Source organism: Mesorhizobium monacense (assembly GCF_056781675.1).
In genome coordinates this window covers 1350534-1363299 of record NZ_CM165567.1, presented here as the reverse complement: position 1 = coordinate 1363299, position 12766 = coordinate 1350534, and the positions used below count along the sequence as shown (strand labels likewise).

Genomic DNA, 12766 nt, shown 5'->3' with positions numbered 1-12766 from the left:
GCCGCAAGGCCGCGATGTCACTGACGGCAATCTGGTCTGAATAAGAAGGGACGAACCAGAATTCCATGACCACAGCACCCGCCCAGGCGGGGTGGCGGTTCAGACAGCCGAGCGTCATTCCGGGTTTCGGATTGACGCTCGGCTTCTCGCTTGCCTACCTCACGCTCATCATCCTCATCCCCCTCTCGGGGCTAGTCTGGCGCTCGGCCGCGCTCGGCTGGACCGATTTCTGGGCGATCGTCGCCGATCGCCGCACCATCAACGCGCTCGAAATCAGCTTCGGCACCGCCTTCGCCGCCGCTGCAATCAACGTCGTCTTCGGCACGCTGGTCGCCTGGGTGCTGGTGCGCTACCGCTTTCCCGGCCGCCGCATCGTCGATGCCATGGTCGACCTGCCCTTCGCGCTGCCCACCGCGGTCGCCGGCATCGCGCTCACTACGCTCTATGCGCCCAACGGCTGGATCGGCAAATTGCTGATGCCGCTCGGCATCAAGGTCGCCTACACGCCGCTCGGCATCATCATTGCACTGGTCTTCATCGGCCTGCCCTTCGTCGTGCGCACGGTGCAGCCGATCATGGAGGAGATCGACAAAGAGGTGGAGGAGGCAGCCGCCACGCTCGGCGCCAGCCGTTTCCAGATCATCACCCGCATCCTGTTTCCCGGCCTGGCCCCGGCGATCGTTACCGGCTTCTCGCTTGCCTTTGCGCGCGGCGTCGGCGAATACGGCTCCGTCATCTTCATCGCCGGCAATCTGCCGTTCAAGTCGGAGATCGCGCCGCTGCTGATCGTCATTCGGCTGGAGGAGTACAACTACCCTGCGGCGACCGCGATCGCCGCGATCATGCTGGCGCTGTCGTTCCTGATGCTGCTCGTCGTCAACCTGGTGCAGTCGTGGAGCCGCAAACGCTATGGCTGACCCCGAGATCAAATCCTACGAGCCGCATCACGAAAGCCAGTCGGCGGCGGTGACCGAAAGCCGGCCGGTGCGGGCGGTGCTGATGGCCGTGGCCTTCGCCTTCCTGGGCGTCTTCCTGCTCCTGCCGTTGATCGTCGTCTTCAACGAAGCCCTGGCCAAGGGCGTCGGTGCCTACACGGAGGCGCTGGCCAGCCCCGACACGCGCTCGGCGATCCGCCTGACACTGCTGGTGGCGGCGATCTCGGTGCCGCTCAACATCGTCTTCGGCATCTCGGCGGCCTGGGCGATCGCCAAGTTCGAATTCAAGGGCAAGGCCTTCCTGACCACGCTCATCGACCTGCCGTTTTCGGTCTCGCCGGTCATTTCCGGCCTGGTCTATGTGCTGCTGTTCGGCGCTCAAGGATTGCTCGGCGCCTGGCTGAAGGCGCATGGCATCGCCATCCTGTTTGCCGTGCCCGGCATCGTGCTCGCCACCGTCTTCGTCACCTTCCCCTTCGTCGCCCGCGAGCTGATCCCGCTGATGCAGGAACAGGGCAATGGCGATGAGGAGGCAGCGCTTTCGCTCGGCGCCAATGGCTGGCAGACCTTCTGGTACGTGACGTTGCCCAACGTCAAATGGGGATTGCTCTACGGCGTGCTGCTCTGCAATGCCCGCGCCATGGGCGAGTTCGGCGCGGTGTCGGTGGTGTCGGGGCACATACGCGGCCTGACCAACACCATGCCGCTGCACGTCGAAATCCTCTACAACGAGTACAATGCCGTCGGCGCCTTTGCCGTGGCTTCGCTGCTTGCCGGCCTTGCGCTGGTCACGCTGGTCTTGAAAACACTTCTCGAGATGCGCTACGGCGCCGAGATCGCCGCGACGCGCGGACACTGAAAAGGGACGGTTGATGGAAGTTCGCGTTGCCAACGTGCGCAAGGAGTTTGACCGGTTTCCGGCCCTCCACGACGTATCGCTCGACATCAAGTCCGGCGAGCTGATCGCGCTGCTCGGGCCGTCCGGCTCCGGCAAGACCACCCTGCTCCGGCTGATCGCCGGGCTGGAGCGGCCGACCAAAGGGGCGATCTTCTTCGGCGACGAGGACGCATCGCAGAAGTCGATCCAGGAGCGCAATGTCGGCTTCGTCTTCCAGCACTACGCGCTGTTCCGGCATATGACGGTCGCCGACAATATCGGCTTCGGTCTCAAGGTCCGGCACGGGCCGTCGCGCCCGCCGAAGCAGGAGATCCGCCGCCGCGCATCCGAGCTTCTCGACCTCGTCCAGCTAACGGGGCTGGAAAAGCGCTACCCGGCGCAGCTTTCGGGCGGCCAGCGCCAGCGCGTGGCGCTGGCGCGCGCCATGGCGATCGAACCCAAGGTGCTGTTGCTCGACGAGCCGTTCGGCGCCCTCGATGCCCAGGTGCGCCGGGAACTGCGCCGCTGGCTGCGCGAGATCCACGACGCCACCGGCCACACCACGGTGTTCGTCACCCACGACCAGGAGGAAGCGCTGGAGCTTGCCGACCGCGTGGTGGTGATGAGCCAGGGCCGCATCGAGCAGGTCGGCAGCGCCGACGAGATCTACGACACGCCGAACTCGCCCTTCGTCTATGGCTTCATCGGCGAATCCAGCTCGCTTCCCGTCAAGGTCGAGAACGGCGATATCTGGCTCGCCGACCGTCCGATCGGGCTGTCGGCGCCGCATGCACCTTCCGGTGAAGCGATGCTGTACTTCCGCCCGCACGATGTCGAATTGCTCGACGGCTGCAGCGGTTGCATCGCCGGCACCGTCGCCGCCAGCCGCCGCGTCGCCGGCACCAGGCGCGTGGAACTCGAAATCGGCGGCGAGCGCCAACGGGTCGAGATCGAACTGCCGGTCGACCATCCTGCGGCGCAGAAGAGCCGGGTGGCGTTCCGCCCCAGACGCTGGAAGCTCTTTCCGGCTTCCTAGACCGACGCCGGGAATTCTCCGCCGAGCAGCAAGGCCGACCGCCGTGATGCCGGTTTGACTCTGCTTGAAAGAAAATCCTATCAACCGGCTGTTTCGGCGATATTCTTTCCGGCTGCTGCACCAGTAGCCCTGATCGCATGTCTCGTCGTGGCGGGCTCTACCCGGCTATGCTTGCGCCCTTAGAGCAATTCCAGGAAAAGTGCGTAGCGGTTTTCCGTCCGGAATTGCTCTAGTCTCGGGACATTCTCAAGGAGCCTGTTTTCATGAAGCGATTTTTGCTTGGCGCTGCAGCGCTCGCCGCCCTCGTCCTCACATCCTCGCAAGCCTGGTCGGCCGACAGGCTGCTGAATGCCTCCTACGACGTCGGCCGCGAACTGTTCGTCGAAGTCAACAAGGCTTTCATCGCCGGGCACCCCGGCGTGACCATCGACCAGTCGCATGCCGGAACGTCCGCCCAGGCACGCGCCATCGCCGAAGGACTGGAGGCTGACGTGGTCACTTTCAACCAGGTCATCGATGTCGATTTCCTGGTCAAGAAAGGCCTCGTCGCCGCCGACTGGCAGAAGGATTTCCCCGACAACGCCTCGCCTTTTTATTCGCTGCCGTCCTTCCTGGTGCGCGCCGGCAACCCCAAGCACATCAATGACTGGAACGATCTCGTGCGCGACGACGTCCAGGTGATCTTCCCCAATCCGAAGACGTCGGGCAACGCGCGCTACACCTATCTTGCGGCCACCGCCTACGCCAGGGAAGCCTTCAAGGGCGACGATGCCAAGGTGAAGGAGTTCGTCACCAAGCTGTTCAACAACGTGCCGATCTTCGACACCGGCGGACGCGCGGCCACCACGACCTTCGTGCAGCGCGAGATCGGCGACGTGCTGATCACCTTCGAGTCTGAAACGCGCGGCATCCGCAAGGAATATGGCGACGATAAATTCGAGCAGGTCACGCCCTCGGTCAGCCTGCTGGCGGAATTCCCGGTGGCCATCGTCGACAAGGTCGCAGACGAGCACGGCACGCACGATCTCGCCAAGTCCTATCTCGACTTCCTCTATACGCCGGAGGGCCAAGACATCGCCGCCCGCAACGGCCTGCGAGCCCGAGATGCGGCTGTGGCCGCCAAGTACAAGGCCGACTTCCCCAATGTCCGCCTGCTGACGGTGGACGAGGTCTTCGGCGGCTGGGCCATGGTGCAGGCCGAGCACTTTGCCGCCGGCGGCCTGCTCGACCAGGTCTACGGCAGCCGCTAGACCGTTGCCTCATGGACTGAGCAAGACAGCCGGCTTTGCCGCCTGTCTTCGTTTCATGCGCCGGCAATCCGTCTCCGGCAAAATCCCGGCGTCATCTGTGAAAAACGTTACAAAGAATCAGTGCGTTTGTGCCTAACGTGCCGCCGGGCGGATTGTCTCGCGAAACAGCAGTGCGCGACCCAAGACGTCATGATTTACACACAAACAACCGCCAGATGCGGGTGGTTGGGGCTTCACGGGTTGATCTTGGCATGCTGACAAAAAAGGGCAAATACGGCCTCAAGGCCCTCGTGCATCTTTCTGGCCTGCCGGTCGGCCAGCTTGCGTTTGTCAACGACATCGCCGTCGCCAACAACATCCCGAAGAAATTCCTCGACGCCATTCTGGGCGAACTGCGCAATGCCGGCTTCGTCCAGAGCCGCAAGGGCAAGGAAGGCGGCTATCGCCTCGCCCGGCCGGCCTCCGAGATCAAGATCGGCCATGTCGTGCGCGTCCTCGACGGACCGCTGGCGCCGATCCCTTGCGCCAGCCGCACGCAGTACCAGCGCTGCGAGGATTGCGACGAAGCCACGTGCCAGGTTCGGCACATGATGCTGGAGGTGCGCCAGGCGATCGCCGAGGTGCTGGACAACCGCAGCCTCGCCGCCATGCGCGACGCCGACAATGACGATTTCCCGGTCGAACTGACGTCACAGATCTGACCAAAGTGCCTTTCCATCTGTTCGGCTCCCGACACTCCGGCTGGCGCCCGATTGCGTCACTGCTGCGGACGCAGTAGAGGCTTTTCGGACGCAACCCAGGAACAGGCGAGACACCGATCGGATGAAGCTGCCGTGGTTCGGAAAATCCCGCAGGGCCAACCGCGCACCATCCGCCGCCAGCTACCACACTGAAATCATCTCCGACGTGCTCGTCCCGGAGCGCGGCGAGCCGGTGCGGTTCTTCAGCCGCAAGCTGGTCAGGCCCGGCAAGCTGCGCCGCTTCTCGAACCGGGATTTGCGCGAAAGCCTGCTGCTCGGCTTCTATCTCGGTGTCGCCGCGGTGCTGCCGGTCGCCTGGTGGGCATCAATCTGCGGCTGGACTTCGAAGCTCCGGTTGAAGCGGCATATCCGCAAGGACTTTTCGCGTTACGCCGCGGCGGTCCGCGCGGTGCTTGGCAACGGCATCGACGCGGAGGCGCTGTTCCGGGGCCTGCTTGCCGCTACCCATCGCCGGCAGCTACTGCTTGCCGCGCACCTGACTGGCTTCGGCTGGTCGCCGACGATCCGGCTGGAGGGGCTTGACGGCCTGGTTGCTGCGCTGAAGCGCGGCCGCGGCGCGATCATCTGGTGCGATCAGTTCACCGCCCAGACCATCATCGGCAAGCGCGCATTGCATGAAGCCGGCGTCGATGCCCACCAGGTGAGCGTCGATTTCCACGGCTTCTCGGACACGATTTTCGGCCTGCGCTTTCTGAACCGGCCGCTGGTCGCGGTGGAGAACCGCTTCCTGAAGAGCCGGGTCGTGTTCGAGCGCGGCGACGCCTATCAGGTGACCGTGCGCATGCAAAGGATCCTCAGGGAAAACGGCATCATCCTGATGACCAACACCATCCACGCCGGATCGACATTCACCGAGGCCGCCATCGGCGAAAGCGGCTGGGCTCATCTGGCCTCGGCGCCGGCGAACTTCGCCGCCAGAGGCGGCACGGCGCTGTTTGCCATGTCGACCTTCGAGATCGTCGCCTTCCGCGACTACCGGGCTGTCATCAGTCCCGAACTCGTGGCGGCGCAGAAACCGACATCAACCATGCCCGCGACGAAGGACATGGCGGCAAAGAACCTGGAACTGCAGGCTGGCTACATTTTGCTCAAGCGCGACCGCTTCCTCGAAGCGCTGAAGCTGCATCCGGAGCAGATGATGGCATGGTCCGCCGCGCCGAGGCTCACCGAGCGCTCGGACGTGACGGAAGTCGAGACCGGCACCTCATGAGGTCTTGCCGTCCAGCAGGCCGACGGTCCTGGTGACGATGTCGGAGAGGCGGCCGGTTCCGTCGAGCGTCAGGGCGCGTTCATCCGCCGCCGGCGCTTCCAGTATGGCGAACTGGCTGTCGACCAGGCTTGCCGGCATGAAATGCCCCTTGCGCTGGCCGACGCGCTGCCAGGCGGTTTCGCGGTCGACCTCCAGATAGACGAAAACGATGTCGGCGCAAAAACCGCGCAACCGGTCGCGATAGCTGCGCTTCAGCGCCGAGCAGGCGGCGACGACGCTTTGTCCGCCGGCGACGGAGCCGGCGATGCGCTGGCCGATGGCGTCGAGCCAGCCTGCGCGCAGCGCATCGGTGAGCGGTTCGCCGCTCGCCATCAGGGCGACGTTTTCCGGCGGATGCAACCTGTCGCCTTCGACGAACACTGCTCCCAAGGTTTCGGCCAGCGCCTCGCCGACGGCCGACTTGCCGCAGCCGGCGACCCCCATCACCACGATGGCCGACACCTGCCGAGCATCATCTGCTCGCGCCGGTGCCGGCTGTGTTGCCTTCTCGTCCACGGCTCAGCGGCTTGCCGGCGCGCGGCCGTAGAGCAGCAGCATGGCGACGATGACGACACCGTAGATGATCTGCCGCCCCGCCTCCGGCATCTGCATGACCGAAAGAATGGATTGCAGCAGCGTGATCAGGATCACGCCGGCCACGGTGCCGAGATAGGAACCGCGACCGCCAAGGATCGAGGTGCCGCCGAGCACCACCGCGGCGATCGACGGCAGCAGATAGGCATCGCCCATCGATTGCGCCGCCTTGGAGGCATAGCCGGCCAGCAGCACGCCGCCGAAGGCAGAGAGGCCACCGGAAACGGCAAAGGCGATCATCACCACGCGACGCGTGTCGATGCCGGACAGATAGGCGGCGCGCTCGCGGTTGCCGATGCCGTAGACGGTGCGGCCGAAGCCGGTGCGGGTCAGTACGAAGACCGTGGCAGCGCCGATCAGCGCCCAGATGATGACGGCGTTGGGAACAGCCGGAATGGCGAAGCCGGTCGCCAGATAGCGCATCGCTCCCGTCGCCGAATCCTGTGGCGAGAAGCCTCCGGTGTAGACCACCATCAGTCCTTGCGCGACGGCGTTGGTGGCCAAAGTGATGATCATCGAGGGAATGCGCAGATAGGCGACGCCGATGCCGTTGACGATGCCGATCGCAACCCCGCAGAAAATGCCGAATGGGATAGCGAGCGCCACGCCGACGGGACCGTAAGCGGCAGCCGCGCAGGCCATCATGGCGCCGACCGCCACCGACCACGGCACCGACAGGTCGATCTGGCCGAGCAGGATGACCAGCATCATTCCGGTGGCAACGACCCCGAGGAACGACGCCACCTTGAGCTGCTGCAAGAGATATTCCGGCGACAGGAAACTGCGCGAATAGAGGCTGCCGAGGAACAGCAAAAGCACGATGCAGGCAAAGGCTGTGACGACGGCCGGATCGGCGCGGCGGATGAATTTGGGCATACGGTTGGCGATGCCGCCCATCGTCGTCTCGCTCACAGGAACCACTCCAGCCGGTTACGGACTCTGAAAAGGGCGAAGGCGCCGAGGCTGACGGCGATCAAAAGGATAACGCCCTGGAACAGCGGCTGCCAGAGCGGATCGAAGTCGAAGACGAAGAGCAGGTCGCCGATGGTGCGGAAGGCGAGCGCGCCGAAGATCGCGCCGATGGCGCTGCCCTTGCCGCCGAACAACGAGACCCCGCCGAGCACCACGGCGGCGATCGAAAACAGCGTGTAAGCGTTGCCGCTGGCATAGGCGGCATCGCCCGTATAGGTGAAGAAGGTCAGGAACAGCCCGCCGATCGCCGCCAGCAGCCCGGCAAGGGCATAGGCGGCGAATTTTCCACGGCGGATCGGCACCCCAGACATGTAGGCGGCCGTTTCCGACGAGCCCGCAGCGTAAGCCGCGCGGCCGAGCACCGAGCGGCTGAACGGCACCCAGACGACAAGCACGACGGCGAGCAACACCACCAGGCTCGCCGGCACGACGCCGAACAGGCGCCCGGTCAGCGCGTCGGCAAGATCCTCGTTGACCGAGCCGCCGGGAAACGGCCTGAGCAGCAGTGCGATGCCGAAATAGACGGCACCCGTGGCGATGGTGGCGACGATCGGCTGTAGGCGTCCATAGATGACGATGGCTCCATTGATCGCCCCGCAGAGCAGCCCGGTGCCGAGCACGGCTATGACGCCGAAAGCAGTCTCGATGCCGGTGCCGATGACCAGCCAGGACGCCAGGCAATTGGTCAGCGTGAAGATCATGCCGACCGAGAGGTCGATGCCGGCGGTGATCACCACCAGCGTCTGCGCCATAGCGACGAAGGCGAGCAGCACGCCCTTGTTCGAGGCTGTCTGCACGACATTGGCGGTGAAGCCCGCCGGATGGTTCGCGGTGTAGATGACGAACATGACGATGAAGATGCCGAAAGCCAGCAGCGTTCCGCGCTGTTCGGCAAGCCAGTAGCGCCAATCTTTCACGTGTCCGCTCCCTGTCTTGGGCCGGCGTTCTCGCCGTGGATGTTGAGTGCGCTGGCAATCAGCGCCCGCTCGGTGATCTCGGCACCGACCAGCTCACGCTTGACCGCGCCGTCATAGAGCACCAGCACGCGGTCGCAGCAGCCGATCAGCTCGTCATAGTCGGTCGAATAGAACAGGATCGCAGCACCTGCGTCGGCAAGCTTGCGCATCAGTTGATAGAGCTCCTGTTTGGTGCCGACATCGATGCCGCGCGTCGGATCGTTGAGCAGGATGATGCGCGGCTGCCGCATGAGCCATTTGGCGATGACGACCTTCTGCTGGTTGCCGCCGGACAGCGCCCCGACCGGAATGTCGAGGCCTGCCGTCTTGATCGCCAGCAATCCCACCATGTCGTCGATCAGCCGCTGTTCGGCGGCGCGGTCGATGACGCCCGCCTTGGACAGCCGGTCGAGTGCGGCGAAGGAGAGGTTCTCGCGCACCGTCATCGGCAGCATCAGGCCTTCGGTCTTGCGGTCTTCCGGGATCAGCGCCATGCCGATCCGGTCGTCGCGCGCCGCCGCCGGGCTGGCGATCGCCACCGGTCTGCCGTCGATCAGGATCTGGCCGGAAAGGCCGCGCAGCACGCCGAAGAAGGCAAGCAGCAGCTCGCGCTGGCCCTGGCCGTCGAGACCGCCGAGGCCGACGACCTCGCCTGCCCCAACCGTCAGCGAGACATTGTCCAGCCGGTCGGCCCAGGACAGTTTTCGCGCTTCCACAACCGGCGCGGCGGCGGACGAGGCGCGCACCGGCTTCGGCGGAAAGATATGGCTGTATTCCCGGCCGATCATCAGCTCGACGACTTCGTTGTCGCTCTTCGAACCGGCCGCATAGGAGGCAACGTTGCGGCCGTTGCGGAACACCGTGCACTGGTCGGCAAGCTCGGCGATCTCATTCATCCGGTGCGAGATGTAGAGCAGCGCCAGCCCCTCCTCCCGCAGCCGCTTCAGCACGCCGAAGACCCTGGCGACATCGGTCGCGGTCAGCGCCGAGGTTGCCTCGTCGAGGATGAGGATACGCGGCTTCCTGGCCAGGGCCTTGGCGATCTCAACCATCTGCCGCCTTGAAAGCGGAAGATCCTTGACCAGCGCCAGCGGATGGATGTCGGCGCCGCCCGCCCGCGCCAGCGCTTCTTCCGCGATGCGCCGCTGCGCCTTGCGGTCGATCATGCCGAAACGCGTCGGCGGATCGGAGATGAAGACGTTGTCGGCGACGCTGAGCTCGGGGACCAGCGACAGTTCCTGGAAGATGCAGACGATGCCCGCCTTGTTGGCCGCCGCCGGCGAGGCAAAGGTCACCTCGCTTCCGTCCAGCATCATGCGGCCCTCGTCGGGCGCGACGACGCCGGCCATGACCTTGATCAGCGTCGATTTGCCGGCGCCATTTTCACCGAGGATGGCGTGGATGCTGCCTGGTGTGACCGAAAGCTCGGCCTTTTCCAGTGCCCGCACGCCGCCATAGCGCTTGGAAATGCCTTCCATGCGAAAGAGCGGAACCGCACCGTCCATCGGCCCTCCGAGGCAGTTTTACGATTGAGATGGCAAACGACCGGCGCCGCGGAAAATCCCGCGGCGCCGGGTGTGCAGTCTATTGGTCCGCCTTGGTCTGGCCCATGATTTCCTGCGCAGTGAAGTTGATGCCGCAGGTCGGGAAGGCATTGCCGACGAAGAAATTGTCGGACTGGTCGGGGAAGTAGTCCTGGCCTTCCTTGAAGTTCGGATCCTCGACGATGGCCAAAGGCAGCTTGACCGATTGCGGCACGACCTGACCCTCGAGCGCGGCGATCGCCGTCTTGATGGCAACCGCCACCTGGGCAGGACCGGTGCCGGCCGAAGAGCATTTCAGCCCGTCGGCGGCATGCGCCGCGCAGAACTTGCGGAAGCCGTTCTCGGTCTCGCCGCCGAACGGCACGAAAGCATGCTTGGCGTCGATCATCGCCTGGACGATGCCGGTGTCGCCGCCCTGTCCGGTGATGGCGTCGAAGGGGCCGTTGGTGGCGATGGCGTCGGCCGTGGCCTTCTGCGCCACGCCATCGTCCCACTTGCCGACGACTTCGGTCACCTCCCACTTCTTGCCGGAGGCGTCGAGAACTTCATGGATGCCGTTGTGGCGATCAGTGTCGACCGAGGTGCCGGCAACGCCGCGCACTTCGAGCACCTTGCCGCCGTTCGGCACATGCTTGACCAGCCAGCTGGCCCACAACTCGCCAAGGCCCTTCTGGTCGACATTGACGTTGATGGCGTCCTTGGTGTCGAGGATGTTGTCGAAGGCGACGAGTACGACGCCGGCTTCCTTGGCGCGCTTGATGACTGGCCCGAAAGCGGTCGGGTTCTGTGCGTTGACGACGATGGCGTCAAAACCGGAATCGATGAAGTTGTTGATCGCCGAAATCTGCGCCGGCACGTCCTCACCGGTCGATACGACCTTGAATTCCTTCAATTTTGCCGCGACGTCCTTCTGTGCGGCATAGGCCTTGGCCGTCTGGATCATCTGGATGCGCCAGGTGTTGGCGATGTAGCCGTTGGCCAGCGCGATGCGATAGGGGCCTTCCTTCTTGGGGAACTTGAAGAACTGCGTGTCGGCCGCCCAGGGCGCGAAGCAGTCCGCTTCGGCAGCCGGTCCCTTGACGATTTCAGGTTCGGCGATCGCCGACGAACTCAACATGACGAATGCAGTGGCGGCAACGATGCCACCAACGAGTGACTTGATCATCGATATTCCTCCCGGTTGCAGTTCTTGTTGGTATGTGTCGTGACGTCTCGCGCCTGACTTGGCCAAGGCACCTCCCGCCTTGCCAACCGCGCCTTTCGGGTGGCCGCAAGCCGACCCGCTCCCCTCCTCCGTCGCCCTCAGGCGAAGTCGAAAACTATCATATTATACATAATAAACAAGCTTAAGCTGTCGCTTATGTATAATAAACAGGCTTTGCCTTTGTTGTCAGTTTCCGCTCGGGCAAGATGGTAGCGCTACCACGATTGTGTGTAAACCGGCATTCGCACAGTCGCTTCTGCGTGTTTCAACGCGCTGTGCTCTCGCGGCGCCTGAGCTCGAAACCAAGGTCGACAATCCGCTCCTCCGGCCTTTTTCCCGAGATCGCCGCCAGCGCCATGGCAACCGCGCGCCGGCCGATTTCATAGCGGGGCGTGCGGATGCTGGTGATCGACGGGAACGCCGACTGCATCATGTCGAGGTCGTTGAAGCCGGTAATGCCGATGGTCTTCGGCACGGCAATGGCGGCACGGTGACACTCGAACAGCACACCGAGAGCGATGTCGTCATTGTTGCAGAAAACCCCATCGAGCGTCGGCATTTTGGCCAGCGCGTCGCGGAACAGTTCGCGGCCGAGCGGTACGCTGGAGGGCACCGGCGTGGTTGTCACCAGCCGAGGGTCGAACAGGCCGGCTGTCTCCATCGCCGCGCGATAGCCGGCCAGCCGCCGCTGCGAGCGCGGATCCATGCGCGCGCCGATGAATCCGATCCGGCGGTAACCCGCTTCGATCATGTGCTCGGTTGCGGCGCGGCCGCCGTCGAGATGCGAGAAGCCGACCAGCATGTCGACCGGATCAGGCCCGGTCTCCATCACCTGCACCACCGGACAGCCGGCCGTCTCGAGCAATCTGCGCGATGTCGGCGTCTGGTCGATGCCCGCCACGATCAGCGCCGCAGGTCGCTGCGGGCCGAAAACCTGTAGCAGACGCTCCTCCTCGAGGCCGGAATAGTGGGTGTTGCCGAGCTGGATGCGGAACGGACTGTCCGACAGGCTGTCGTAGATGCCGCGCACGACTTCGGCGAAGACGTTGTTGGTCAGCGACGGCACCAGCACGCCGAACACTTCGGCGCGTGCCGAGGCCAGCGCACGCGCGTTCGGGTCGGGCACATAGCCAAGTTCGTCGACGGCAGCCTGGATCTGGCGGCGCAGGTCCTCCGAGACGCGCCCCGGTTCGCGCAGCGCCCGCGATACGGTGATGGCGCCGACGCCGGCCTTGCGCGCCACATCGGCGATGGTGGGCCGGCCGCCGCCACGGCGCGAGCGCGGTTTGCTCACGGCCTTGTTCCCGGCAGCATCACCCTTGTCGCCATGTCCATTCCGGCTTCCCTCGCCACGCCGTGTCAGCTTGGCGTCGCGCAGCGCTTGCCCA

The 12766-nt window shown here is 64.6% G+C and carries 12 protein-coding genes; 6 read left to right on the top strand and 6 right to left on the bottom strand.

Annotation, left to right across the window (positions count from 1 at the left end; all coding sequences use genetic code 11):
• Positions 1 to 65 precede the first annotated feature (65 nt).
• From cysT to AC1RUK_RS06280, 6 genes are all read left to right on the top strand, one after another.
• Complete coding sequence (cysT, locus tag AC1RUK_RS06305; RefSeq protein ID WP_481836323.1) at positions 66 to 917, top strand: sulfate ABC transporter permease subunit CysT; 852 nt, start codon at positions 66 to 68, stop codon at positions 915 to 917.
• A complete protein-coding gene (cysW, locus tag AC1RUK_RS06300) occupies positions 910 to 1794 on the top strand; it encodes a sulfate ABC transporter permease subunit CysW (RefSeq protein WP_436172562.1) in 885 nt (294 codons plus the stop codon). Before cysT ends, cysW begins: the two co-directional genes overlap by 8 nt.
• A gap of 13 nt (positions 1795 to 1807) precedes the next feature.
• Positions 1808 to 2848, top strand: coding sequence for a sulfate/molybdate ABC transporter ATP-binding protein (locus tag AC1RUK_RS06295; RefSeq protein ID WP_481836324.1), 1041 nt, complete (start codon positions 1808 to 1810; stop codon positions 2846 to 2848).
• 263 nt (positions 2849 to 3111) lie between these two features.
• Positions 3112 to 4098 carry a sulfate ABC transporter substrate-binding protein gene (locus tag AC1RUK_RS06290; RefSeq protein ID WP_481836325.1) on the top strand — a complete coding sequence of 329 codons (987 nt, stop codon included), beginning with the start codon at positions 3112 to 3114 and terminating at the stop codon, positions 4096 to 4098.
• Between the two features lie 251 nt (positions 4099 to 4349).
• Positions 4350 to 4799, top strand: coding sequence for an RrF2 family transcriptional regulator (locus AC1RUK_RS06285; protein WP_006202816.1), 450 nt, complete (start codon positions 4350 to 4352; stop codon positions 4797 to 4799).
• Between the two features lie 121 nt (positions 4800 to 4920).
• Entirely contained in the window at positions 4921 to 6069 is a 1149-nt protein-coding gene (locus AC1RUK_RS06280) for a hypothetical protein (RefSeq protein ID WP_481836326.1), read from the top strand.
• Here AC1RUK_RS06280 and AC1RUK_RS06275 read toward each other — a convergent pair.
• The 6 genes from AC1RUK_RS06275 to gntR all read right to left on the bottom strand — a co-directional run bounded on the left by AC1RUK_RS06275 (position 6064) and on the right by gntR (position 12672).
• Positions 6064 to 6624 (bottom strand): gluconokinase, encoded by a 561-nt coding sequence (locus AC1RUK_RS06275; RefSeq protein ID WP_481836327.1) that lies wholly within the window; start codon positions 6622 to 6624, stop codon positions 6064 to 6066. The two genes, AC1RUK_RS06280 and AC1RUK_RS06275, sit on opposite strands and share 6 nt — an antisense overlap.
• Positions 6625 to 6627: 3 nt before the next feature.
• Entirely contained in the window at positions 6628 to 7614 is a 987-nt protein-coding gene (locus tag AC1RUK_RS06270) for an ABC transporter permease (protein WP_481836328.1), read from the bottom strand.
• On the bottom strand, positions 7611 to 8591 hold the full coding sequence (locus AC1RUK_RS06265) for an ABC transporter permease (protein ID WP_481836329.1): 981 nt from the start codon (positions 8589 to 8591) through the stop codon (positions 7611 to 7613). The genes AC1RUK_RS06270 and AC1RUK_RS06265 overlap by 4 nt, the downstream gene beginning before the upstream one ends.
• Positions 8588 to 10135 (bottom strand): sugar ABC transporter ATP-binding protein, encoded by a 1548-nt coding sequence (locus AC1RUK_RS06260; protein ID WP_481836330.1) that lies wholly within the window; start codon positions 10133 to 10135, stop codon positions 8588 to 8590. The genes AC1RUK_RS06265 and AC1RUK_RS06260 overlap by 4 nt, the downstream gene beginning before the upstream one ends.
• A gap of 79 nt (positions 10136 to 10214) precedes the next feature.
• The gene (locus AC1RUK_RS06255) at positions 10215 to 11339 is read right to left on the bottom strand and encodes a sugar ABC transporter substrate-binding protein (RefSeq protein WP_481836331.1); all 1125 of its coding nucleotides are present in this window, start codon (positions 11337 to 11339) and stop codon (positions 10215 to 10217) included.
• A 304-nt stretch (positions 11340 to 11643) separates the two neighbouring features.
• Complete coding sequence (gene gntR / locus AC1RUK_RS06250; protein WP_436172571.1) at positions 11644 to 12672, bottom strand: HTH-type transcriptional regulator GntR; 1029 nt, start codon at positions 12670 to 12672, stop codon at positions 11644 to 11646.
• Between the last annotated feature and the right edge of the window lie 94 nt (positions 12673 to 12766).